The organism is Variovorax sp. P4_D9, assembly GCF_056401695.1.
In genome coordinates, this window is record NZ_JBFUIU010000062.1 from 1 (window position 1) to 22,157 (window position 22,157).

Annotated in this window: 26 protein-coding genes; 12 read left to right on the top strand and 14 right to left on the bottom strand. The window is 67.7% G+C overall.

All coding sequences use genetic code 11. From position 1 onward, the window contains the following. Positions 1-142: 142 nt before the first annotated feature. A complete protein-coding gene (locus tag AC1DY5_RS09685; RefSeq protein WP_478111074.1) occupies positions 143-511 on the top strand; it encodes an AtuA-related protein in 369 nt (122 codons plus the stop codon). A gap of 47 nt (positions 512-558) precedes the next feature. Beyond that, a complete protein-coding gene (locus AC1DY5_RS09690) occupies positions 559-1,527 on the top strand; it encodes a Bug family tripartite tricarboxylate transporter substrate binding protein (protein WP_478111075.1) in 969 nt (322 codons plus the stop codon). 14 nt (positions 1,528-1,541) lie between these two features. Here AC1DY5_RS09690 and AC1DY5_RS09695 read toward each other — a convergent pair whose 3' ends face one another. Both AC1DY5_RS09695 and tsaE read right to left on the bottom strand, forming a co-directional pair. Continuing rightward, complete coding sequence (locus AC1DY5_RS09695; protein ID WP_478111076.1) at positions 1,542-2,969, bottom strand: N-acetylmuramoyl-L-alanine amidase; 1,428 nt, start codon at positions 2,967-2,969, stop codon at positions 1,542-1,544. Then, positions 2,966-3,463: a tRNA (adenosine(37)-N6)-threonylcarbamoyltransferase complex ATPase subunit type 1 TsaE gene (gene tsaE / locus AC1DY5_RS09700; protein ID WP_478111077.1), complete on the bottom strand. Its 498-nt coding sequence runs from the start codon at positions 3,461-3,463 to the stop codon at positions 2,966-2,968. The genes AC1DY5_RS09695 and tsaE overlap by 4 nt, the downstream gene beginning before the upstream one ends. On the opposite strand from tsaE, the gene queG reads away from it, so the two are divergent. Next, positions 3,449-4,519: a tRNA epoxyqueuosine(34) reductase QueG gene (gene queG / locus AC1DY5_RS09705; protein ID WP_478111078.1), complete on the top strand. Its 1,071-nt coding sequence runs from the start codon at positions 3,449-3,451 to the stop codon at positions 4,517-4,519. The genes tsaE and queG overlap by 15 nt on opposite strands. Here the strand turns inward: queG and AC1DY5_RS09710 are convergent. Together AC1DY5_RS09710 and AC1DY5_RS09715 are read right to left on the bottom strand one after the other, a co-directional pair. Beyond that, positions 4,506-4,934, bottom strand: coding sequence for a hypothetical protein (locus tag AC1DY5_RS09710; RefSeq protein WP_478111079.1), 429 nt, complete (start codon positions 4,932-4,934; stop codon positions 4,506-4,508). The genes queG and AC1DY5_RS09710 overlap by 14 nt on opposite strands. Positions 4,935-4,953: 19 nt before the next feature. Continuing rightward, positions 4,954-5,859, bottom strand: a complete 906-nt coding sequence (locus tag AC1DY5_RS09715) for an AEC family transporter (protein ID WP_478111080.1) — start codon at positions 5,857-5,859, stop codon at positions 4,954-4,956. A gap of 102 nt (positions 5,860-5,961) precedes the next feature. Here AC1DY5_RS09715 and AC1DY5_RS09720 point away from each other — a divergent pair, with 102 nt between their 5' ends. From AC1DY5_RS09720 to AC1DY5_RS09745, 6 genes are all read left to right on the top strand, one after another. Then, complete coding sequence (locus AC1DY5_RS09720) at positions 5,962-6,936, top strand: tripartite tricarboxylate transporter substrate binding protein BugE (protein WP_478111081.1); 975 nt, start codon at positions 5,962-5,964, stop codon at positions 6,934-6,936. A gap of 66 nt (positions 6,937-7,002) precedes the next feature. Continuing rightward, positions 7,003-7,917 (top strand): site-specific tyrosine recombinase XerD, encoded by a 915-nt coding sequence (xerD, locus tag AC1DY5_RS09725; RefSeq protein ID WP_478111082.1) that lies wholly within the window; start codon positions 7,003-7,005, stop codon positions 7,915-7,917. A 77-nt stretch (positions 7,918-7,994) separates the two neighbouring features. Further along, positions 7,995-8,969, top strand: coding sequence for a Bug family tripartite tricarboxylate transporter substrate binding protein (locus AC1DY5_RS09730; RefSeq protein ID WP_478111083.1), 975 nt, complete (start codon positions 7,995-7,997; stop codon positions 8,967-8,969). A 41-nt stretch (positions 8,970-9,010) separates the two neighbouring features. Then, a complete protein-coding gene (locus AC1DY5_RS09735; RefSeq protein WP_478111084.1) occupies positions 9,011-9,574 on the top strand; it encodes a TetR/AcrR family transcriptional regulator in 564 nt (187 codons plus the stop codon). Positions 9,575-9,663: 89 nt separating this feature from the next. Further along, the gene (locus AC1DY5_RS09740) at positions 9,664-10,797 is read left to right on the top strand and encodes a thiolase family protein (RefSeq protein WP_478111085.1); all 1,134 of its coding nucleotides are present in this window, start codon (positions 9,664-9,666) and stop codon (positions 10,795-10,797) included. Between the two features lie 32 nt (positions 10,798-10,829). Continuing rightward, positions 10,830-11,297, top strand: a complete 468-nt coding sequence (locus AC1DY5_RS09745) for a MaoC family dehydratase (protein ID WP_478111086.1) — start codon at positions 10,830-10,832, stop codon at positions 11,295-11,297. A 6-nt stretch (positions 11,298-11,303) separates the two neighbouring features. On the opposite strand, the gene AC1DY5_RS09750 is transcribed toward AC1DY5_RS09745, so the two are convergent. After that, entirely contained in the window at positions 11,304-12,107 is an 804-nt protein-coding gene (locus AC1DY5_RS09750) for a ferritin-like domain-containing protein (protein WP_478111087.1), read from the bottom strand. 40 nt (positions 12,108-12,147) lie between these two features. Between AC1DY5_RS09750 and AC1DY5_RS09755 the strand changes: the two genes are divergently transcribed. Both AC1DY5_RS09755 and hslO read left to right on the top strand, forming a co-directional pair. After that, positions 12,148-12,672, top strand: a complete 525-nt coding sequence (locus tag AC1DY5_RS09755) for a gamma carbonic anhydrase family protein (protein ID WP_478111088.1) — start codon at positions 12,148-12,150, stop codon at positions 12,670-12,672. A gap of 23 nt (positions 12,673-12,695) precedes the next feature. Beyond that, positions 12,696-13,694, top strand: coding sequence for an Hsp33 family molecular chaperone HslO (gene hslO, locus AC1DY5_RS09760; RefSeq protein WP_478111089.1), 999 nt, complete (start codon positions 12,696-12,698; stop codon positions 13,692-13,694). Between the two features lie 7 nt (positions 13,695-13,701). Here hslO and AC1DY5_RS09765 read toward each other — a convergent pair whose 3' ends face one another. The 9 genes from AC1DY5_RS09765 to AC1DY5_RS09805 form a co-directional block, all read right to left on the bottom strand. Then, positions 13,702-14,163 (bottom strand): hypothetical protein, encoded by a 462-nt coding sequence (locus AC1DY5_RS09765; RefSeq protein WP_478111090.1) that lies wholly within the window; start codon positions 14,161-14,163, stop codon positions 13,702-13,704. 98 nt (positions 14,164-14,261) lie between these two features. Further along, positions 14,262-14,852 (bottom strand): NADPH-dependent FMN reductase, encoded by a 591-nt coding sequence (locus AC1DY5_RS09770; protein ID WP_478111091.1) that lies wholly within the window; start codon positions 14,850-14,852, stop codon positions 14,262-14,264. Between the two features lie 80 nt (positions 14,853-14,932). After that, positions 14,933-15,898, bottom strand: coding sequence for a hypothetical protein (locus tag AC1DY5_RS09775; RefSeq protein WP_478111092.1), 966 nt, complete (start codon positions 15,896-15,898; stop codon positions 14,933-14,935). After that, on the bottom strand, positions 15,895-16,416 hold the full coding sequence (locus tag AC1DY5_RS09780) for a hypothetical protein (RefSeq protein WP_478111093.1): 522 nt from the start codon (positions 16,414-16,416) through the stop codon (positions 15,895-15,897). Before AC1DY5_RS09780 ends, AC1DY5_RS09775 begins: the two co-directional genes overlap by 4 nt. 58 nt (positions 16,417-16,474) lie before the next feature. Continuing rightward, entirely contained in the window at positions 16,475-16,750 is a 276-nt protein-coding gene (ftsB, locus tag AC1DY5_RS09785; protein ID WP_478111094.1) for a cell division protein FtsB, read from the bottom strand. Between the two features lie 21 nt (positions 16,751-16,771). Beyond that, entirely contained in the window at positions 16,772-18,055 is a 1,284-nt protein-coding gene (gene eno, locus AC1DY5_RS09790) for a phosphopyruvate hydratase (RefSeq protein WP_478111095.1), read from the bottom strand. Between the two features lie 51 nt (positions 18,056-18,106). After that, positions 18,107-18,397 carry a DUF1330 domain-containing protein gene (locus tag AC1DY5_RS09795; RefSeq protein WP_478111096.1) on the bottom strand — a complete coding sequence of 97 codons (291 nt, stop codon included), beginning with the start codon at positions 18,395-18,397 and terminating at the stop codon, positions 18,107-18,109. Further along, the gene (gene kdsA / locus AC1DY5_RS09800; RefSeq protein WP_478111097.1) at positions 18,394-19,251 is read right to left on the bottom strand and encodes a 3-deoxy-8-phosphooctulonate synthase; all 858 of its coding nucleotides are present in this window, start codon (positions 19,249-19,251) and stop codon (positions 18,394-18,396) included. Before kdsA ends, AC1DY5_RS09795 begins: the two co-directional genes overlap by 4 nt. Next, positions 19,248-20,918, bottom strand: a complete 1,671-nt coding sequence (locus tag AC1DY5_RS09805; protein WP_478111098.1) for a CTP synthase — start codon at positions 20,916-20,918, stop codon at positions 19,248-19,250. The genes kdsA and AC1DY5_RS09805 overlap by 4 nt, the downstream gene beginning before the upstream one ends. 115 nt (positions 20,919-21,033) lie before the next feature. Between AC1DY5_RS09805 and coaBC the strand changes: the two genes are divergently transcribed. Next, the coding region (gene coaBC, locus AC1DY5_RS09810) for a bifunctional phosphopantothenoylcysteine decarboxylase/phosphopantothenate--cysteine ligase CoaBC (protein WP_478111099.1) at positions 21,034-22,157 on the top strand (1,124 nt) is incomplete at its 3' end.

Consider the following 22,157-nt stretch of genomic DNA (forward strand, 5'->3'; position numbering starts at 1 on the left):
AGGTGATGGCGCTCTACACCTGTGGCCCGGCCGGCGGCGGCGGCGTGCGCACCGCGCTCACGCCGCGGCTCAATACGCTGTCATGCCTGCTGCCGCGCGAGGCGGTGCCGGTGGGCTTCGAAATGATCGAGGAGGCCGCGGCATGACGACCGACATGATCACGCTGCCGCTCTATCGTGCGGCGCATGGCCGCACCGGCGACAAGGGCGATCGCTCCAACATCAGCGTGATCGCCTGGCATCCGGCGCTCTACCCGCTGCTGGTGGCGCAGCTCACGCCCGAGCGCGTGGCGGCGCAGTTCCGCCACCGTGCGCCGAGCCGGGTCCAGCGCTTCCTGCTGCCGAAGCTGCAGGCGATGAACTTCGTGCTTGACGGAGTGCTCGACGGCGGCGTCAACGATGCGCTGAACCTCGATACGCACGGCAAGTCGCTGTCCTTCCTGCTGCTCGACATGCCGATCGATGTGCCGGCGGCGCTGGCACACCATCTCGCGGGCAGCGAGACGCCCTGAATTCCCAACCTTCCCCTCGAACACTTCCAACTTAGCGGAGACAAACAATGAAAAGCTTCAACCTGGGCCTGATCGCCGCCGCCGTCCTGGCCTTCACGCCGCCGTGGGTCCAGGCCCAGTCCTTTCCGGACAAGGCCATCACCTTCGTCGTTCCCTTCGCGGCCGGCACCGCGACCGACCAGATCGCGCGCGCGCTGGGCAACGGCGTCACGGCCGAGACGAAACAGCCGGTGGTGATCGACAACAAGGCCGGCGCCAGCGGCTTCATCGCCTCGCAGCAGGTCGCCAAGGCACCGGCCGACGGCTACACCGTACTGATCACCACCAACACGACGCACGCGGCCAACGAGCACCTGTTCAAGAAGCTGCCTTACGATCCCGTCAAGGACTATGCGCCGATCGCCGCACTGGGCAAGGGCGGGCAGATCATGGTCGTGAATCCGTCCTTCCCGGCCAAGACGGTGGCCGAGTTCGTGGCGCTGGCGAAAAAGGAGCCGGGCAAGTACAGCTTCGGCAGCGGCAGCTCGTCCAGCCGCATGGCCGGCGAGCTGCTGCAGCAGATGGCCGGCATCCAGCTGCTGCACGTGCCCTACAAGAGCAACACCCTGGCCGTGACCGACCTGCTGGGCGGCCAGATCCACATGATGATCACCGACACCGCCACCGGGCTGCCGCAGATCAAGGCCGGCAAGCTGCGGGCGCTGGGGGTTTCGGGCGCCAAGCGCTCGCCGCTGGCACCCGATGTGCCGACGATCTCGGAGGCTGGCGTCAAGGGCTACGAGATGGGCTACTGGTTCGCCGCCTATGCGCCGGCGAAGACGCCGCCCGCGGTGGTCAAGCGTCTCAACGAACTGCTGGTGAAGGCGGCGCACAGCGAAGCCGCGAAGGCCGCCTTCTACGAGCCGACCGGCACCGAGGTCTTCACCAGTTCGCCCGAAGAACTGGCGAAGTTCCAGGCCGCCGAATCGCAGAAGTGGGGCCGCATCGTGAAGGCGGCCGGGATCGAGGCCGAGTAGCAGCGAGGCTCGCGCTACAGCTGCCGGCTGCGTGCCAGCGGCGGGTTCTGCGCGAAGTAGCGATGGATGCCGCGCATCAGCGCATCCGCCAGGTCTTCCTGGTAGGCCGTGCTGCGCAGCTTGGCTTCTTCTTCGGGGTTGCTGATGAAGGCGGTCTCGACCAGCACGCTCGGGATGTCGGGTGCCTTCAGCACCGCGAAGCCGGCCTGCTCGACCTGCGGCTTGTGCAGCCGCGCGCCGATGCCCCGGATCTCGCCGAGCATCGCGCCGCCGAGCTTCATGCTGTCGTTGATCTGCGCCGTGGTGCTCATGTCGAGCAGCGCGCGCTGCACCTGCACCTCGTGGTTGCCGACGTTCACGCCGCCGACCTTGTCGGCCTGGTTCTCCTTGTTGGCGAGCCAGCGCGCGGCACTGCTCGAGGCGCCGCCCTGGCTCAGCGCGAAGACGCTGGCGCCGCGGGCCTCGGGGGTGGTGAAGGCGTCGGCGTGAATGCTGACGAACAGGTCGGCCTGCACCCGCCGCGCCTTCTGCACGCGCACGCCCAGCGGCACGAAGAAGTCGGCGTCGCGCGTGAGGTAGGCGCGCATCGGGTTGCCGTTGACGCTGCTGGCGTTGATGCGGCTGCGCAGGCGATGCGCGATCTGCAGCACGATGTCCTTCTCGCGCGTGCCGTTCGATCCGATCGCGCCGGGGTCCTCGCCGCCATGGCCCGGATCGAGCGCGACGATGATGATGCGGTCGGTCTGGCTCGAGGTCGCGCCGTTGACGACCACCGGCGGTGCCGCGGGCAGCGGGCCGGCCGGCGGCGGCATCGGCATCGGCAGAGGGCCGACCGGTGCCGATGGCCGATTCGCCTGGCTGACCGAGACCGGAGGCCGCGCGGCCTGTTGCGCCATCAGATCGCCGAGCGGATCGGGCGCTCCTGCAGCGGGCGTCGGTGCGGCCGCTGAAGCGCTCGGGGCCGTGGGCGCCTCGCGCATGCGCTCGGTGATCAGGGCCTCGAGCGGATCGATCGCCTGCTGCGGATACAGGTCGAGCACCAGCCGGTCGCGGTAGGCTGCCACCGGTGCCAGCGAGAACACCTGCGGCGCCACCGCCTGCTTGAGATCGAACACGATGCGCACCACGCCGGGCGCGAACTGGCCCACGCGCAGGCCGTTGATGAAGGGATCGTCGGGCTTGATCTTGCCGACCAGCTCGCGCAGGGCCGGGTTGAGCTCGATGCCGTTGATGTCGACCGCCAGCCGCGGCGGGCTGCCGACCACCAGCTGCTGCGAGCTGAGCCGGCCGTCGGATTCGATCGTGACGCGGGTGTAGTCAGCGGCCGGCCAGACCCGCACCGCCATGATGGTGGCGCCGCGGGCGATCTCGTGGATGCCCAGCAGTAATGCGATGCTGCCGCCCTGCAGCAGCACGCGGCGCTTCAGTCCGGTTGCTTTCATCCGGCGTCGGCGAGCAGGCGCGTGCCTCGCTCGGTCTGGGCACGCAGCGTCACGGTGCGGGTATCGTCGGTCATTGCTTCGATTTTAATAGCGAGGTCGGCAAGCGGAATGCGCCCCGCCGCGTTCTCGGGCCATTCTGCCAACTTGAGCCCCGGACCCGCGAAGATGTCACGAAAACCCGCATCCTCCCATTCACGCGGATCGCTGAAGCGATAGAAGTCGAAATGGAAGATCGCCAGCCCGTCGGGCGCCTCGTGCGGCTCCACCACCGCATAGGTCGGGCTCTTTATGCGCCCGGCGATGCCGAGGGCGCGCAGCAGGTGCCGCACGAAGGTGGTCTTGCCGGCGCCGAGGTCACCCTGCAAAGCGAGGAAGGCATCGCGCAGCGCAGGCGAACGCGCCAGCGCCTGCGCCAGGGCCTCGCAATCAGCCTCGGTGCGCCAGACCTTCGTCGCGCTGTGAGTTTCTACAATCGGCAGGTGATCGGCAGCCATCAAATCGTCAACAGGATTCAGGCCTTGGCCCGGGAGCTTGGATTCTCCCAAATCGGCATCGCCGGTGTCGACCTGTCGAGCGCCGAGCCCGGATTGATGCAATGGCTTGCGCAAGGTTTCCACGGCGAGATGCACTACATGGCCGCGCACGGCACGCGCCGGGCACGGCCGGCCGAGCTGGTGCCGGGCACGGTGTCGGTGATCACGGCGCGCATGGACTACCTGCCGCGCGCCACGCCGGACGGCTGGCAGGCCGTCGAGTTCGCGCGGCTCGAGCGGCCCGCCGAAGGCATCGTCTCGATGTATGCCCGCGGCCGCGACTACCACAAGGTGCTGCGTTCCCGGCTGGCCAAGCTGGCCGAGCGCATCGCCGCCGAGGTCGGGCCCTTCGGCCATCGCGCCTTCACCGATTCGGCGCCGGTGCTCGAGGCCGAGCTGGCCTCGCGCAGTGGCCAGGGCTGGCGCGGCAAGCACACGCTGGTGCTCGATCGCGAGGCCGGCTCGATGTTCTTCCTCGGCGAGATCTACGTCGACATGGCCTTGCCGCCCAGCGAGCCGGTGACGCCGCACTGCGGCAGTTGCAGCGCCTGCATCGACATCTGCCCGACGGGCGCGATCGTCGCGCCGCACCGGCTCGATGCGCGGCGCTGCATCTCCTACTTGACGATCGAGCATGCCGGGCCGATTCCGCTCGAGCTTCGGCCGCTGATCGGCAACCGCATCTACGGTTGCGACGACTGCCAGCTGGTCTGCCCCTGGAACAAGTTCKCGAAGAAGAGCGCGCTGCCCGATTTCGATGCCCGCGACGGCCTCACGGGCCGCCAGCTCGGCGAGTTGTTCGCCTGGACCGAACAGGACTTCCTGCGCTTCACCGAGGGCAGCCCGATCCGCCGCATCGGCCACGAGCGCTGGCTGCGCAACGTGGCGGTCGCGCTGGGCAATGCGCTGCGCGCCGGCGATCCGGGTGCCCGTGCGGCACTGGCCACGCGCAGCGCCGACGCCAGCGCGCTGGTGCGCGAGCACGTCGAATGGGCGCTGGCCGTCAATGCCGGATGATGGCGGAGATCTGGGCGGTGCCGGCGTCCAGCGAGCGCATCGAGCTGAGTCGGATCGACGCGTACTTCAGTTGCGGGTTGTTGATCAGCTTGCCGACGAAATGGCCGTTGAAGCGTGCATCGCGGCAGCCGCTCGCCACCAGGTCGATCGAGGCGTTGGCCGGCGTGAAGTAGTCGATGCTCGAACCTGCGAATGTGCATGCCGCCTCGGGCACCGCGCCGCGCAGCGTGCCGTCCGGTTCGATCTGCAGCGTCCCGGGGAACACTTCCGGCGGCCCCTGGGCGCCGGCGTCCTGCTGCGCGACATAGAACAGGAACGAGCCGTTCCATCCGCCCTGGTAGCGCGTGTACTCCTGAGCCTGCACGGCCATCGTCCACGACGAGGCGGCGACAGCGACCAGCAGGAAGTAGCGCATCGCTGCATGGTAGCGGGTCCTAACGGATGAGCGCCAGCGCGAAGGGCAGGCTGGCGACGCCGAGCAGCGTCGACAGCGTCACCAGCCCGGCGACATAGGGCCCGTTGTAGCCCATGCGTGCCGCCAGCACGTAGGCGCTCGACGCCGTCGGAACGGCGGCGAAGGTCATTAGCACGGCGGCCTGGACCGGATGCAGTTGCAGCACCTCCGACAGGCCCCAGCCGATCAACGGCAGCAGCAGGTGCCGGATCGTCAGCACTGAAACCGCCAGCACCTTGCCGCGCGCGATGGTCGCGAACTGCATGCCGGCACCGGCGGCCATCAGGCCCAGCGCCAGCGATGCCGCGCCGATGCGCGTCAGCGTCGGCTCGAGCCAGCGCGGCACCGCCAGCCCGAGCAGGTTGGCGACCAACCCGGTCACGGTGGCGATGATCAGCGGATTGCGCAGCAGCTGGCGCGCCAGACCGGTCTGCGCGTGGCGGGTCATGGGCCAGACCGCCGCGATGTTGAACATCGGCACGCAGACGCCGATCAGCACCGCAATCATGAGCAGGCCCGCGGGCCCAGCGATCCGGTCGGCCAGCGCCAGGCAGATGAAGGAATTGAAGCGAAAGGCGATCTGCGCGCTGGCCGCATGGTCGCGGCGGTCGATGTGCGGCCCGATGCCCGGCAGGAAGGGCAGGGCGTACGCCAGCGCGATGCCGGAGAGTCCGACGCCGACACCGGCGGCCAGCAGATTCGAGGTGGCGCCGAAGTCGAGCGGGCTGCGCACGATCGAGTGGAACAGCAGCACCGGAAACAGGAAGTAGTACACCAGGCTCTCGACCTGGTCCCATACGCGCCGGTCCAGCGGCGTGTAGCGGCACAGCAGCCAGCCGCAGGCGATGAGGGAGAAGTCGGGGAAGAGAAGCTGGGCATAGTTCACGCGTCGAGGATATCCGTCACCACCATGGGTTATCCACGTGGTGGTGGCGGGGGCCACCCGTTAGCATCCGCACTTTCGTTTCTTGGCCCGAGGAGGCTATCAATGCAAGGTCGTCAATGGAGGGCGCTCGCCGGCGCTGCCGCGCTGTTCGCGGTCGTGGGGTCGGGCTGGGCGCAGGGTTACCCAAACAGGCCGGTGGAACTGCAAGTGCCGTTCGCGCCCGGCGGGACCACGGACATCGTGGCGCGCGTCATCTCCGAGCCGCTCGGCAAGGCGCTGGGCCAGAGCGTGATCGTGATCAACAAGGCGGGCGGGGGTGGCATCGTGGGTGCTGCCGAAACTGCGCGGGCCGCACCCGACGGCTACAAGCTGGGTGTCGCGACCGTGTCGAGCACCGCGGCTAATCCGGCCATCAACCCGAAGGTGCCCTACGACCCGATCAACGACTTCACGCCGATCGTGAACATCGCGGCGACGCCGAACATCATCGCCGTCCACCCGAGMTTCCCGGCCAAGAACTACGCCGAGTTCGTCGCCGAACTGAAGAAGAATCCGGGCAAGTACTCGTATGCCTCGTCGGGCACCGGCGGCATCGGCCACCTGCTGATGGAGCTGTACAAAAGCCTCACCAACACCTACGTGACCCACATCCCGTACCGCGGCGCCGGTCCGGCGCTGAACGACGTGGTGGCCGGCCAGGTGGCGATCGTGTTCGACAACATCCCGTCGGCGCTGCCCTTCATCCAGACCGGCAAGCTGGTGCCGATCGTGGTGTCGGCGCCGCAGCGCCTGGCCGCCTTGCCCAACGTGCCCACCTTCAAGGAAGTCGGCCTCGAGCCGGTCAACCGGATGGCCTACTACGGCATCCTGGGCCCCAAGGGGCTGCCGAAGGAAGTGGTCGACAAGGTCAACGCCGGCGTCAAGAAGTCGGTCGAGGATCCGGCGGTGCGCAAGCGCATCGAGGATACCGGCTCGCTGATCGTGGCCAACACGCCCGAGCAGTTCGCGGCCCAGATCAAGGCCGAGTACGAGGTCTACAAGCAGGTCGTCGTGAAGCAGAAGCTGCAGCTGGACTGAAGACGCTGATCCGAGCGCGAGGCCGCCCCGATCGGGGCGGCTTTTCTTTTTGCTATCTTGCAAGCCATGACAGAGGCCATTGAAGCACCCCTCGAGACCCCCGAGATCGATGATTTCGTCGACGCGCTGTGGCTCGAGGACGGCCTGTCGAAGAACACGCTGGCCGCCTACCGCCGCGATCTCGCGCTTTTTGCCCAATGGCTGCACGCAAAACGTAGCAAGCCGCTGAACGCCGCCGTGGAAAGCGACCTGCAGGCCTACATGGGCGCGCGGCTGTCCGACAAGGGCAAGGCGACCTCCGCCAACCGCCGGCTCACGGTGTTCAAGCGCTATTACCGCTGGGCCCTGCGCGAGCATCGCATCGCCGCCGACCCGAGCCTGCGCTTGGCGCCGGCACGGCAGATGCCGCGGGCGATCAAGACCCTGTCGGAGAAGCAGGTCGACGACCTGCTGGCCGCGCCCGAGGTCGAGACCCCGCTCGGCCTGCGCGACCGCGCGATGCTCGAGCTGATGTACGCGAGCGGCCTGCGGGTCAGCGAGCTGGTCGCGCTCAAGGTCTTCGAGCTGAGTCTCAACGATGGCGTGATTCGGGTCCTGGGCAAGGGAAGCAAGGAACGGCTGGTGCCCTTCGGCGGCGAGGCACGGCGCTGGATCGAGCGCTACCTCGAAGATGCGCGGCCGCTGATTCTCGACGGCCAGCAGACGCCCGACCTGTTCGTCACCGCGCGCGGCGCCGGCATGACCCGGGTGATGTTCTGGGTCATCGTCAAGAAGAACGCGCTGGCCGCCGGCATCCACGTGCCGCTGTCGCCCCATACGCTGCGCCATGCCTTCGCCACCCATCTGCTGAACCATGGCGCCGACCTGCGCGCCGTGCAGCTGCTGCTGGGCCATGCCGACATCTCGACCACCACCATCTACACCCACGTCGCGCGCGAGCGGCTCAAGCAGATGCACGCGAAGCATCACCCCAGAGGGTAGTGAAACACCGCGCCGGTGAGGATGCGGCTGCGGCGGCAGAATGCCGTCATCGACCATTGAAAGCAGGAGTCGCATCGATGCCCTTGAACCTCCGCCCACGAGCCCTCGCCGCCGCCCTCGGCCTTGTCCTGCTGAGCGCCGCGGCCTCGGCCCAGGTGGTTCCGAAGACCATCCGCCTGGTGGTCGCCTATCCCTCGGGCGGCGTCAGCGACGTGGTGGCACGGGCCCTGGCCGACAAGCTCTCCGCGCAGCTGGGCAGCACGCTGGTGGTCGAGAACAAGGCCGGGGCCAGCGGCACCATCGGCATGGATGCGGTGGCCAAGGCGGCGCCCGACGGTGCCACGCTGGGCTTCTCGGCCATCAGCCCGCTGGTGCTGAACCCGCACCTGGGCCGCTCGCCATTCGATCCGCTGAAGGACATCGTGCCGGTCGCGAGCGTGATGTATTCGCCGGTGCTCCTGATGGCGACGCCGGCGACCGGCACGCGCGACCTGCGCAGCCTGCTCGACGACGCCCGGGCGCGCCCCGGTGCGGTGCGCTGGGCCACCTCGGGCCAGGCCTCGCTCGGCCACATCGTGCTGGAGCAGCTTCGTTTGGCCGCCAAGGTCGACATCACGCACATTCCGTACAAGGGCGGCGGCCAGCAACTCAACGACGCGCTCGGCGGCCAGTTCGAAGTGCTGTCGATCAATGCGGGGCCGACCGTTTCGGCCCAGATCCAGGCCGGCAGGCTGCGCCCGCTGGCAGTCGGCGCGCCGGCGCGGCTCGACAGCCTGCCCAAGGTCGCCACGCTGGCCGAACTGGGCTTTCCGGCGGCCAACCTGTCCTCGCAGTTCGGCGTCTTCGCACCGGCCGGCACGCCGGCCATCCTGATCGAGAAGTACAACGCCGAGATCAACAAGGCGCTGGCCAGTCCCGACCTGCGCGCCAAGCTGCTGGCGACCGACAACGTTCCGACCGGCGGTCGGGCCGACACCTTCGCCGACGAGATTGCGAGCGAGTACGAGAGCAACGGGCGAATCGTCAAGGCGGCCGGCATCAAGCCGGATTGACTCCGCTTGACCTTCTCGGCTGCCTACCATATAGTAGGTAGATGATTGTAGTCAACACCCTGGCCGGCGCCACCACCCGCGAGCAGATCCTGCAGGTGGCGCGCGAACTGATCCAGACCCGTTCCTACCTCGGCTTCAGCTTCCAGGACGTGGCCGACCAGGTCGGCATCCGCAAGGCCAGCCTCTATCACCACTTCCCGACCAAGGAAGCGCTGGGCATCGAGGTGCTGCGCGGCGCGACCCAGGCCTTCAAGGACTGGACGACCGCCAAGCCGCGCGCGCCGCAGGCTGCGCTCGATGCCTACTTCCGGATGTATCGCAACGGCCTGCATGCGGGCGAGGGCGTCTGCCCCGCGGGCGCGCTGGCGCCAGGCTGGGACTGCATCGACGAGGACCTGCGCAGGGCCGTGCGCGATCTGCGCAATGCGCAGATCCTGTGGCTGGGCGGCGTGCTCGGTGCCCTGACGCCCGGTGGCGTGGTCGGTGCCTCCGCCGCCTACGTTTTTGCTGCCTGCCAGGRCGCACTGCTGTCGGCGCGCATGACTGGGCAGGTCGAGGATTTCGACGAGGCCATCGAGCAGTTGAAGAAGTCGCTCGCACGCTGAGTCGCGCAGGTTTCGACGGCATGCCTTGGCGTGCCTTTTTTGGCAAGGTAAAACTACCGATTGGTTGGTAGTCAATTGGAGAAATATCCATGAAAGCAGTCATCGCCGGTTACGCCCGTTCCCCGTTCCATTTTGCGAAGAAAGGCGCCCTGGCCGCGCTGCGTCCTGACACGCTGGCGGCCCAGGTGGTCCGCGGCCTGCTCCAGCGCAGCGACCTCGATCCGGCGCTGATCGAAGACGTGATCCTCGGCTGCGCCTACCCCGAAGCGGCGCAGGGCAACAACCTGGCGCGCATCGTCGGCCTGCTGGCCGGGCTGCCACACGCTGTCGGCGGCATGACGGTCAACCGCTTCTGCGGCTCGTCGATGCRGGCGGTGCACATCGCGGCGGCGCAGATCGAGGCCGGGATGGGAGAGGCCTTCCTGTGCGTCGGCGTGGAGTCGATGACGATGGTGCCGCAGGGCGGCTTCAACTTCTCTCCGAGCCCTGAACTGCTGGCGAATACCGACGCCTACATCTCGATGGGCGAAACCGCAGAAAACGTCGCCGAACGCTGGAACGTGAGCCGCGCCGACCAGGAGGCGCTGGCCGTGCAGTCGCATCGCAAGGCGGCCGAGGCGCGCGAACAGGGCCGCCTGGCGGAAGAAATCGTCGCCATCGCGTTGCCCAACGGCGACAGCGTCGGCGCCGACGGCTGCATCCGGCCCTCGACCTCGGCCGAAGCACTGGCGGCGCTGCGTCCCGCGTTCCGGCCCGACGGGGTGGTGACCGCCGGCACCTCCTCGCCGCTCACCGACGGCGCGGCTGCGGTGCTGGTCACCAGCGATGCCTTCGCTGCCGCGCACGGCCTCAAGGCGCTGGCGCGCATCAAGTCCTTCGCCTCGGTGGGCGTCGACCCCGCCGTGATGGGGATCGGTCCGATCCCGGCGACGCGCAAGGCGCTGGCGCGCGCCGGTCTCGGCGTGGCGGACCTCGACGTGGTCGAGATCAACGAGGCCTTCTCGTCGCAGGCATTGGCCTGCATCCGCGACCTTGGGCTCGACCCGGCCAAGGTCAACCTCGATGGCGGCGGCCTGGCGATCGGCCATCCGCTGGGCGCCACGGGCGCCCGCATCACGGGCAAGGCGGCCTCGCTGCTGGTGCGCGAGAACGGGCGCTATGCGCTGGCCACGCAATGCATCGGCGGCGGCCAGGGCATTGCAACGATCCTCGAGCGAGTCTGACAATGACAAATTCAACGACCGCGAAAGTTCCCATGTCCGAATCCAGCCCCTCGAAGCCGAAGCTGTACCTCGAAGACCTGGCGCCCGGCGACCGCTTCACGAGCGGCGAGCATGCGCTCGACGCGGCGCAGATCATCGATTTCGCAACCCGCTTCGATCCCCAACCTTTCCACCTCGACCCGGAGGCGGCGCAGCGCACCTTCTTCCAGGGCCTCGCCGCTAGCGGCTGGCACACGGCCGCGATCACGATGAAGCTGCTGGTCGAGAGCGGCCTTCCGCTGGCCGACGGCGTCATCGGTTCGGGCGGCGAACTCAGCTGGCCGAGGCCGACCCGGCCGGGCGACGTGCTGCACGTCGAGACCGAGGTGGTGGAGGTGGTCCCTTCGCGCTCGCGGCCCGAGCGCGGCATGGTGCAGATGCGCTGCGAGACCCTCAACCAGCACGGCGACGTGCTGCAGCGCTTTTCGCCGAAGCTGGTGGTGTCGAAGCGGCCCTCGTAAGCGCGCTCAGTCCTGCTGCAGGCTCAGCAGTTCTTCGTCGGTGAACCCGGCCAGGGCCCGGGCCTCGAGGTTGAAGGGCGCCCTCAGCCGCGGCGCCTCGTGCCGCCGATACAGCACGCGATAGTGGGCGATCGGATCGAGGCCGTCGCGCTCGCACAGCCAGCGGTACCAGCGATTGCCAATCGCCACGTGGCCCACTTCGTCGCGCAGGATGATGTCGAGGATGTGGCAGGCCGCCAGCGCATCGGGCGTACCGACGCGGCGCAGCTTGGCCTGGATCAGCGGCGTCGCGTCCAGGCCGCGCGCCTCCAGCGTGCGTGGCACCAGGGCCATGCGCGCCACGATGTCGTCCCGCGTCTTCTCGCACATCGACCACAGGCCGTCGTGGCCGCTGAAGTCGCCGTAGGCGTGGCCAATGCCGCGCAGGTGGGCATGCAGCAGCGTGAAATGCTGCGCCTCCTCGTCGGCCACGCGCAGCCAGTCTCGGTAGTAGGCCTCGGGCATGCCGTCATAGCGCCAGGCGGCATCGAGCGCGAGGTTGATCGCGTTGAACTCGATGTGGCAAATCGAATGGATCAGCGCCGCCCGGCCTTCAGACGTGAAGGGCGAACGCTTCTCGACCGCGGTCGCCGACACCCGCAGCGGGCGCTCGGGTCGGCCCGGCACGTCGTCGTCGTCGCCGGCCACCCGCAGCGGCGGGCCCGCGATCGCGCCGGGCCCGAGTTCCGCAACCAGCGCCCGCGTGGCGGCCACCTTGAGATCGGGATCGGTGAGGCGCAGCGCGGCCAGGGCGCGAAGACGGGGATGCATCCCTACAATTCTAGTTTTCGTTCCTTTGGAGACACTCGCGATGGCCCTCTATGAACTCGATGGCGTGGCGCCGCAACTCGCCGATGGTGCCTGGGTCGCCGACAGCGCGCAGGTCATCGGCAACGTGGCGTTGGGCGAGAACGCCAGCGTCTGGTTCGGGGCCGTGCTGCGCGGCGACACCGAGTTGCTGACCATCGGCCGCAACAGCAACGTGCAGGACCTGTCGGTGCTGCATGCTGACCTCGGCTGCCCGCTGACCCTCGGCGAGAACGTCACGGTCGGCCACCAGGTCATGCTGCACGGCTGCACTGTCGGCGACAACTCGCTGATCGGCATCCAGGCGGTGGTCTTGAATAACGCCAAGATCGGCCGCAATTCGATCGTTGGCGCTGGCAGCGTCGTGACCGAGGGCAAGGAGTTTCCCGACAACTCGCTGATCATCGGCTCGCCGGCCAAGGTGGTGCGCACGCTCGACGATGCGGCCGCCGCCAAGCTGCGGCAGAGTGCCGAGCACTATGTAGACAATGGCCGTCGCTTCGCGAAGGGCCTGAAGAAAATCGCCTGAGAAGGCGGGAGAGCGAGTCCCCATTGAGCGAGTTGCACAAGTTCCTGTTCGACGGCATGCCGGTGCGCGGCATGATCGTGCGCCTGACCGATGCCTGGCAGGAGATCCTGGCGCGCCGCGCGTCCAACAGCACCACCGGCGCCTATCCGCCGCCGGTGGCCCAACTGCTCGGCGAGATGACGGCGGCGGCCACGCTGATGCAGGCCAACATCAAGTTCAATGGCGCGCTGATCCTGCAGATCTTCGGCGACGGGCCGGTCAAGATCGCCGTCGCCGAGGCCAAGCCCGACCTGAGCCTGCGCGCCACCGCCAAGGTGGCGGGCGAACTGCCGGCCGATGCGCGCCTGCCCGACCTGGTCAACGTGGGCAACAAGGGGCGTTGCGCGATCACGCTCGACCCCAAGGACAAGTTGCCCGGCCAGCAGCCTTACCAGGGCGTGGTGCCGCTGTTCGGTGATCGCGGCGAGAAGCTCGAGCGCCTCAACAAGGTGCTGCAGCACTACATGTTGCAGAGCGAGCAACTCGACACCACGCTGGTGCTGGCCGCTGACGACAAGGTGGCCGCGGGGCTCCTGATCCAGCGCCTGCCGGTTAAGGGCGAGGCCAACCTCGAGGGCACCGCGGGCAGCGACCACGACCAGACCAACGAAGACCAGATCGGCGGCAACGAGGACTACAACCGCATAGCGATCCTGGCCTCGAGCCTGACCAGGGACGAGCTGCTGACGCTCGACGTCGACACCATCCTGCGGCGCCTGTTCTGGGAGGAGAAGCTGCTGCGCTTCGAGCCGCAGGCCGGCCTGCTGGGGCCGCACTTCGCCTGCACCTGCGGCCGCAGCCGGGTCGCGAACATGATCCGCGGACTGGGCCAGGAGGAAGCCGAGGGCATCCTGGCCGAACGCGGCGACATCGAGGTCGGCTGCGACTTCTGCGGCAAGCAGTACCGCTTCGACGCCGTCGACGCGGCGCAAATCTTCACTGCGCCCGGGGACCAGATGCCTGGGAGCGCTGTGGTTCAGTAGGGCGCGCTCAGCGCGTGGTCGACAGCACTGTAGCGCGGCACCGGCCCTGCTCGCGCGGCGCCAGCAGGCTGCAGTTGTCTAGCGCGCGCTGCTGCATGTCGCTGAGGCGCGGCCGTCCCTGGGGCTGTCCGCCCTGCCAGTAGTTCGGTCCGTAGCTGACCGGCGGTGGTGGCGGATAGTAGGACGGTGCCGGGCGGTAGTAGACCGGCGGCGGTGGCGGCGCGTAGTACGCGGGCGGTGCAGGCTGGTAATACGCGGGCGGTGCAGGCTGGTAATACTCGGGCGGCGCCGGCTGGTAGTAGCCCTGCGGCGGATTCACGTAAACGGGTGCCGGCTCTTCATAGACCGGTCCGCCGACGCCGATGGAAAAATTCACCTCGGCATGGGCGACAGCAACGGCCGACAAGGCGGCGGCAGCAACGGCGGCCGAACCAACCCACTTGGTGAACGCAGCGCGATGAAAGCTCAAGGATGTCTCCGGATAAAGGCGAAAGCCCCTACGACCTCTTAAACGCTTCAGCAGCGGACTTGGTGGACCCGCGTGACGTTTTGTGACGTACCGCGATGTTAGTAGGGCGGTGCCTGGCGCGCCCGCTGCGCTCGCGCTGCCTCGGTCCACCAGGCCAGGTCGTCGGCGAAGCGCCCGAAGGCGCGTTCGAGCGCTTCGCCCGCGCCGCCGCTCGGCCTTGCGTCGGCGTCCAGCGTCTGGGAGATCAGGCCGACAGCGAGCGTGCTAGAGACCACCACCATGCCCATCTCCGACAGGATGGAGTGCCACACCGTGCCCGAGCGCACGCCCGAGAAGCGGCCGGCCGAATAGCTGGCAATGGCGGCCGGGCGCCAGAACCACTCCTCGAGGAAGTGGTCGGTCAGGTTCTTGAGGCCGGGTTGCGTCCCCCAGTTGTATTCGCCGGTGACGAAGACGAAGGCGTCSGCGCCGCGGATCTTTTCGGCCAGGGCTTCCATGGGCGCCGGCGCACCGCCCTTTGGGTACTCCTTGTACATGCGGTCGAGCATGGGCAGGTCGACCGCCTTGGCGTCCACCAGCTCGGCTTCGGCGCCACGGGCCCTGAGGCTGGCGACCAGGTAGTCCGCGAGGCGGATGCCCATCCGGTCCGACCGGTACGAGCCATAGAAGACCAGGATCCTGTCGCTCATCTGCTTCTCCTTCGGCCATGCAAGCACGCAGTGTTGCCCAATCGGATCGACTTCGTCGAGGGCCGCGGCGGCGGCCGATCTCAGGGACCCGTCTCGAAACCACTGAACCGGATGTCCGGTGCGCTGGTGTTGTGCCGCGACGGCACGGTGCGGCCGAAGTGCACCTGCATCGCTTCGAGCGTGCGCACCGAGGGCAGGTCCTGGTCTTGCGGGGGCGAACCGGGCGTGGCTTGCCAGCTCAAGGCACTGACGTCCGCGTTGTCGGCGGCCACGTACATCGAGCGCAGCACCGCGAAGGGCGGGTCACTGCGCGACGGGGGCCTGAGCGAGACATCGAGCGCGGTGCGGGTCGCGCTGATCTCCACCACCTTCACCTCGGCACCACCGCCGCCGACGAAGCGCAGGTGGAAGGCGAGGGGCTTCGTCCGGACTTCGATCGCGGCGACGTTCACCACCGGCCTGCCGTCCGTCTCGATCGGCCCCATCAGGATGGAGGAGCCGTACACGCCGTCGCCGAAACGCGCGAGCGGCAGCGGCTTGAGGCGCCAGTAGCCGTCGGTCGGATACATCACCAGCGCCTCCAGCGGCCTGGCGCCGGCCTTCTTGGCGAAGACCTGCAGCAGGTGGATGTCGTCCTCGGTGCGCGTTCCGACCTTGACCGGCACGCGCCGTGGTCGCCAGAAGGTGGGCAGCGTGATGCCGACGATCAGCCAGTCCCTGCCGTCATGGAACACCACGCGGCGCGGCGTGAAGGCGTAGCTCGGATCGGTGGGGTGGGCACCGCCATCGAAGTTGCAGTTCGAAAAATCAGGTGCGGTGCTGTCGGCCTGGATGCCGTCGAGGTAGGGAGGCTGCAGCGCCTCGACGCGAAAGCGCGCGATGCCCGACCCGCGCAGGACCATCGATACGTTGTCTTCCTCGGCGCAGGTGGTCGGTCGGGTCCGGTTCTCGACGCTGACGCTGGCGGGCGCGGCTGCAGCGACAAGGCAGAACGCGAGGACTGCAGCGCCGCCGAGGACCCGGCGCAAGAATGCGGCGTAGGTCATGAAGCGGTGCCGGCATCGATGCGCCGTCGAAGCAGATCGGTGAACAGCCGATGCTCGCACGCTGGATCGGAGCACTTGTCGCAATCCCATCGCGCGAGCCGGCGAGGACCTTCGGGGGCTTCGAGGCCCAAGGCGCGAAGCGCGTTGACCAGGCGCTCGTCGGCCCGGCCGTGGATCACCGCAAAGGGCAGGCCGGCGCCGATCAGCGTCGCACGCAACAGGGTGTCGGCGCGTTCGCTCAGCAGCGCGGCAGGGCTGGGCGTGTCCGGCGTGGAGGCATCGAGCCCGACGAGCAGCGTGCAGACATGGCGTCGATGCGCAACGAGGGCGTCGTCGAGCAGGGAGCGGTCGCCGTGCAACAGTTCGAACTCGACTGCGTGCTGTAGCGGGGTGTCGTCTGCCACAGTGACGTTGTGCGCTCGCAGCCGCGCCGCCAGCGCGCCGGCCAGTTCGCGCGTGCCGCTGCCGTCGGCGCCGAGCAGCGCGACCGTGCTGCCTGCGGAAAGGGCGGGGTTCATGGGTGTACCTTCGCCTTCGGCCTCGGTGCGGGCACCTTCGGGCGGCCGGGCGGCGCCCTCAGTGCGTGATCTGCACGAAGACTTCGTTGGGCTTGACCATGCCGAGCTCCTGGCGGGCCCGCTCCTCGACCATCTCGAGCCCTTCCTTGAGGTCGTTGACCTCGGAGGACAGGCGCTCGTTGTTGATCGCCGCCTTGGCGTTGGCTTCCTTCTGGTCGGCCAACTTGTCCTGGAGCTGCGCCACATCGCGCACGCTCCCGCGCCCGGTCCAGAGCTGCCATTGAAGGATCAGCAGCAGCAGGACCAGGATGATCGGAACGATGCGTGAGCGCATGGCGCCGGATCCCCGGGAAGATCAGCGCAGGTTGTAGAAGGCGCGCCGGCCCGGGTACGAAGCGACGTCACCGAGGTCTTCCTCGATGCGCAGCAACTGGTTGTACTTGGCGATGCGGTCCGAGCGCGACAGCGAGCCGGTCTTGATCTGGCCGGCATTGGTGCCGACCGCGATGTCGGCGATGGTGCTGTCTTCGGTCTCGCCCGAACGGTGGCTGATCACCGCGGTGTAGCCGGCGCGCTTGGCCATCTCGATCGCGGCGAAGGTCTCGGTCAGGGTGCCGATCTGGTTGATCTTGATCAGGATCGAGTTGGCGATGCCCTTGTCGATACCCTCCTGCAGGATCTTGGTGTTGGTGACGAACAGGTCGTCGCCGACCAGCTGCACGCGCTTGCCTAGRCGTTCGGTCAGGTGCTTCCAGCCGTCCCAGTCGCCTTCGTGCATGCCGTCCTCGATGCTGATGATCGGGTACTTGTCGACCCAGCTCGCCAGCATGTCGGTCCAGCTCTCGGCCGTGAGGCTGAGGTTCTCGCCGGCCAGCACGTACTTGCCGTCTTTGTAGAACTCGCTGGCGGCGCAATCGAGGCCGAGGGCGATCTGCTCGCCGGCCACGTAGCCGGCCTTGTCGATCGCTTCGAGGATCAGCTGGATTGCCGCTTCGTGGCTCTCGACGCTGGGCGCGAAGCCGCCTTCGTCGCCGACCGCGGTGCTGATGCCGCGGTCGCCGAGGATCTTCTTGAGTGCATGGAACACCTCGGCGCCGTAGCGCACCGATTCGCGGAAGCTCTTGGCGCCCACTGGGATGATCATGAACTCCTGCAGGTCCAGGCTGTTGTTGGCGTGGGCGCCGCCGTTGATGACGTTCATCATCGGCACCGGCAGCTGCATGCCGCCCATGCCGCCGAAATAGCGGTACAGCGGCAGGCCCGATTCCTCGGCCGCGGCGCGGGCCACGGCCATCGACACGGCCAGAGTCGCGTTGGCGCCCAGTCGGGCCTTGTTCTCGGTGCCGTCGAGGTCGTTCAGCGTGCGGTCGAGGAAAGCCTGCTCGCTGGCATCGAGGCCGAGCACCGACTCGGAGATCTCGGTGTTGATGTTCTCGACCGCCTTGAGCACGCCCTTGCCCAGGTAGCGGCACTTGTCGCCGTCGCGCAGCTCGATCGCCTCGCGCGAGCCGGTCGATGCGCCCGAGGGAACCGCGGCGCGGCCCATGGTGCCTGATTCGAGCAGCACGTCGCATTCGACGGTGGGGTTGCCGCGGCTGTCGAGGATTTCGCGCCCGACGATATCTACGATTGCACTCATTGTTCTCTTGCTCCGAAAAAAAACCTGCTAGTCACACAGGGGGTCAGCTTGTCAAACACCTTCGACGACGATCATTCGCATGATCGCGGCGCCCTGGCGCGACGCGCGCGCCTTCCCGTACTCGGGCGAATCGTTGAACTTCTTCGCCTGCTCGACGCTCGGGAATTTGAGGATCACGATGCGCTCGGGATGCCAGTCGCCCTCGAGCACCTCGACCTTGCCGCCGCGCACACAGACTTCGGCGCCGTACGCCTTCATGGCTTCGGAGGACCAGTTCTTGTAGTCCTCGTATTGCGTCGGGTTCGTGACCTCGACATCCGCGATGATGTAGGCACTGCTCATTGTTGGAATACGTCCTCCAGGAAAGCGTTCTTCTTGGTGACCGTGTCGAGCGCCAACAGCGTCTCGAGCAGCGCCTTCATGTGCTTCAACGGCACGGCATTGGGGCCGTCGCTCAGTGCCTTGGCTGGGTCGGGATGGGTTTCCATGAACAGGCCCGCCACGCCGACCGCGACCGCGGCGCGAGACAGCACCGGCACCATCTCGCGCTGGCCGCCCGAGCTGGTGCCCTGGCCGCCGGGAAGCTGCACCGAATGGGTGGCGTCGAAAACCACCGGGGCGCCAGTCTCGCGCATGATCGCGAGCGAGCGCATGTCCGAGACCAGGTTGTTGTAGCCGAAGCTGGCGCCGCGTTCGCAGGCCATGAAGCTGTCTTCGGGCAGACCCTTTTCCTTGGCCGCTGCGCGCGCCTTGTCGATCACGTTCTTCATGTCGTGCGGCGCGAGGAACTGGCCCTTCTTGATGTTGACCGGCTTGCCCGACTGCGCCACGGCGCGGATGAAATCGGTCTGGCGGCACAGGAAGGCCGGTGTCTGCAGCACGTCGACCACCTGCGCGGCCGCCGTGATGTCGCCGTCAGTGTGGACGTCGGTCAGCACCGGCAGGCCGAGCTCGCGCTTGACCTTGGCCAGGATCTCGAGCCCCCTGTCGCGGCCCGGGCCGCGGAAGCTGGTGCCCGAAGACCGGTTGGCCTTGTCGAAGCTGCTCTTGAAGATGAAGGGAATGCCGAGCGAGGAGGTGATCTCCTTCAGCGTGCCGGCGGTGTCCATCTGAAGCTGCTCTGACTCGACGACGCAGGGTCCTGCGATCAGAAAGAACGGCTGCTTCAGCCCGATGTCGAACCCGCAAAGCTTCATGCGACCACCTTCAATGCCTTCTTGTCCGCGCCCTGATGCTCGAGCGCCGCCTTGATGAATGCGTTGAACAACGGATGACCGCCCCAAGGCGTGGACTTGAACTCGGGGTGGAACTGCACGCCCATGAACCACGGATGCACGCTCTGCGGCAGCTCGACGATCTCGGTCAGGTGCTCGCGCTGCGTCAGCGCCGAGATCACAAGGCCGGCGCGGCGCAGGTCGTCGAGATAGTTGACGTTGGCTTCGTAGCGGTGGCGATGGCGCTCGGTGACGACGTCGCCGTAGATGCTGTGGGCCAGCGTGTCGGGCGCGACGTCGGAGCTCTGCGCGCCCAGGCGCATGGTGCCGCCGAGGTCGGACTTCTCGTCGCGGGTCTTGACCGTGCCGTCGTTGTCCTTCCACTYGGTGATCAGCGCGATCACGGGGGTGGGGGTCTCGGGCTCGAATTCGGTGCTGTTGGCGTTCTTGAGGCCGGCCACGTTGCGCGCGTACTCGATGGTCGCCACCTGCATGCCGAGGCAGATGCCGAGGTAGGGGACTTTGGTCTCGCGGGCGAAGCGGGCCGCCGCGATCTTGCCCTCGACGCCGCGCTGGCCGAAGCCGCCGGGCACCAGGATGGCGTCGTATTTTCCGAGCCGCGCCACGTCCTGCGGCGTGATGGTTTCGGAGTCGACGTAGTCGATCTTCACGCGGGCATGGTTCTTCATGCCGGCGTGGCGCAGCGCCTCGTTGAGCGACTTGTAGCTGTCCGACAGGTCGACGTACTTGCCGACCATCGCGATCGTGACTTCCTTCTGCGGATGCTCGACCTCGTAGACCAGGTCGTCCCAGCGCTTGAGCTTGGCCGGCGGCGTGTTGATGCGCAGCTTGTCGCAGATGAGCCCGTCGAGGCCCTGCTCGTGCAGCATGCGCGGCACCTTGTAGATCGTGTCGACGTCCCACATCGAGATCACGCCCCATTCGGGCACGTTCGAGAACAGCGAGATCTTGGCCCGTTCGTCGTCCGGGATCGGCCGGTCGGCGCGGCACAGCAGGGCGTCGGCTTGGATGCCGATGGCGCGCAGTTCCTTGGCCGTGTGCTGGGTCGGCTTGGTCTTGAGCTCGCCGGCGGCCGCGATCCACGGCACGTAGCTCAGGTGGACGAAGGCCGAGTTGTTCGGGCCCATGCGCAGGCTCATCTGGCGCACCGCCTCGAGGAAGGGTAGCGACTCGATGTCGCCGACCGTGCCGCCGATCTCGACGATCGCGACGTCGACTTCATGGGCGGTGCCGATGCCTGCGCCGCGCTTGACGTATTCCTGGATCTCGTTGGTGATGTGCGGGATCACCTGCACCGTCTTGCCGAGATAGTCGCCGCGGCGCTCTTTCTCGAGCACGGACTTGTAGATCTGGCCGGTGGTGAAGTTGTTGGCACGGCGCATCCGCGTCGTGATGAAGCGCTCGTAGTGGCCGAGGTCGAGGTCGGTCTCGGCACCGTCGTCGGTGACGAACACCTCGCCATGCTGGAAGGGCGACATCGTGCCGGGGTCGACGTTGATGTACGGATCGAGCTTGATGAGGGTGACTTTGAGGCCGCGGGATTCGAGGATGGCGGCGAGAGAGGCGGAGGCGATTCCCTTGCCCAGGGAAGACACCACACCGCCGGTGACGAAGACGAATTTGGTCATGCCAGTTCCGGACGCAGATCCGGGAAGTGGGAAATGTCGATTATAGGCGCCCGTCCTGCCGCGGCCCGATGCGGCGGCCCCCTGGCCGCGATCCCGGGCGCTTTAAACTCTGCCGATGCAACAAGAACTTGCCGGCAAACACATCCTGTTGGGCCTCACGGGCGGCATCRCCTGCTACAAGTCGGCCGAGCTGTGCCGGCTGCTGGTCAAARCCGGTGCCACGGTGCAGGTGGTGATGACCGAGGCGGCTGAGCAGTTCATCACGCCGGTGACGATGCAGGCGCTTTCGGGCCGGCCGGTCTACGGTTCGCAGTGGGATGCGCGTGAGCCCAACAACATGCCGCACATCAACCTGAGCCGCGAAGCCGATGCGATCGTGCTGGCGCCGGCCAGCGCCGATTTCATCGCTCGGCTGGTGCAGGGCCGCTCGGACGAATTGCTGAGCCTGCTGTGCCTGGCGCGGCCGGCCGAGCGGGTGCCGCTCCTGATCGCGCCGGCCATGAACCGCGAGATGTGGATCCATCCGGCGACCCAGCGCAACCTGCGCCAGGTCGATGCCGACGGCGCCCGCGTGCTGGGCGTTGGCAACGGCTGGCAGGCCTGCGGCGAGACCGGCGACGGCCGCATGCTGGAGGCCGAGCAACTGCTCGAGGAAGTGATTGCCGAGTTCCAGCCCAAGGTGCTGGCCGGCCAGCAGGTGGTCGTGACCGCCGGACCGACCTTCGAGGCGCTCGACCCGATCCGCGGCATCACTAATCATTCCTCCGGAAAGATGGGCTTTGCCATCGCCCGCGCCGCGCGCGATGCCGGCGCCGAGGTCACGCTGGTGGCCGGACCGGTGCACCTGCCGACGCCGCGCGGCGTCCTGCGCGTCGACGTGTTGTCGGCCCGCGAAATGCTCGCCGCCACCCTGCAGGCCACGCAAGCGGCCTCCATCTTTGTCGCCACCGCGGCGGTGGCCGATTGGCGCCCGGCCTCGCATAGCGAGCAGAAGATCAAGAAAGACGGCAGCGGCAAGCCGCCGGTGCTGGAATTCGTCGAGAACGACGACATCCTGCTGACCGTCGCCCAGGGCGCCCGCGCCAAGGCCGGCCAGCTGTTCTGCGTCGGCTTCGCGGCCGAGAGCGAGAACCTGGAGGCCCATGCGAAGGCCAAGCGCGAGCGCAAGGRCATCCCGCTGCTGGTCGGTAACATCGGGCCTCTGACCTTCGGCCAGGACGACAACAGCCTGCTGCTGGT

What these genes read in the sequence shown, in the direction of transcription:
- AC1DY5_RS09685 (WP_478111074.1), top strand. Translation starts at nt 143, where the DNA reads ATGACGACCGACATGATCACGCTGCCGCTCTATCGTGCGGCGCATGGC.
- AC1DY5_RS09690 (WP_478111075.1), top strand. Translation starts at nt 559, where the DNA reads ATGAAAAGCTTCAACCTGGGCCTGATCGCCGCCGCCGTCCTGGCCTTC.
- AC1DY5_RS09695 (WP_478111076.1), bottom strand. Translation starts at nt 2,969, where the DNA reads ATGAAAGCAACCGGACTGAAGCGCCGCGTGCTGCTGCAGGGCGGCAGC.
- tsaE (WP_478111077.1), bottom strand. Translation starts at nt 3,463, where the DNA reads ATGGCTGCCGATCACCTGCCGATTGTAGAAACTCACAGCGCGACGAAG.
- AC1DY5_RS09710 (WP_478111079.1), bottom strand. Translation starts at nt 4,934, where the DNA reads ATGCGCTACTTCCTGCTGGTCGCTGTCGCCGCCTCGTCGTGGACGATG.
- xerD (WP_478111082.1), top strand. Translation starts at nt 7,003, where the DNA reads ATGACAGAGGCCATTGAAGCACCCCTCGAGACCCCCGAGATCGATGAT.
- AC1DY5_RS09730 (WP_478111083.1), top strand. Translation starts at nt 7,995, where the DNA reads ATGCCCTTGAACCTCCGCCCACGAGCCCTCGCCGCCGCCCTCGGCCTT.
- AC1DY5_RS09745 (WP_478111086.1), top strand. Translation starts at nt 10,830, where the DNA reads ATGTCCGAATCCAGCCCCTCGAAGCCGAAGCTGTACCTCGAAGACCTG.
- AC1DY5_RS09750 (WP_478111087.1), bottom strand. Translation starts at nt 12,107, where the DNA reads ATGCATCCCCGTCTTCGCGCCCTGGCCGCGCTGCGCCTCACCGATCCC.
- AC1DY5_RS09755 (WP_478111088.1), top strand. Translation starts at nt 12,148, where the DNA reads ATGGCCCTCTATGAACTCGATGGCGTGGCGCCGCAACTCGCCGATGGT.
- AC1DY5_RS09775 (WP_478111092.1), bottom strand. Translation starts at nt 15,898, where the DNA reads ATGACCTACGCCGCATTCTTGCGCCGGGTCCTCGGCGGCGCTGCAGTC.
- AC1DY5_RS09780 (WP_478111093.1), bottom strand. Translation starts at nt 16,416, where the DNA reads ATGAACCCCGCCCTTTCCGCAGGCAGCACGGTCGCGCTGCTCGGCGCC.
- ftsB (WP_478111094.1), bottom strand. Translation starts at nt 16,750, where the DNA reads ATGCGCTCACGCATCGTTCCGATCATCCTGGTCCTGCTGCTGCTGATC.
- AC1DY5_RS09795 (WP_478111096.1), bottom strand. Translation starts at nt 18,397, where the DNA reads ATGAGCAGTGCCTACATCATCGCGGATGTCGAGGTCACGAACCCGACG.
- kdsA (WP_478111097.1), bottom strand. Translation starts at nt 19,251, where the DNA reads ATGAAGCTTTGCGGGTTCGACATCGGGCTGAAGCAGCCGTTCTTTCTG.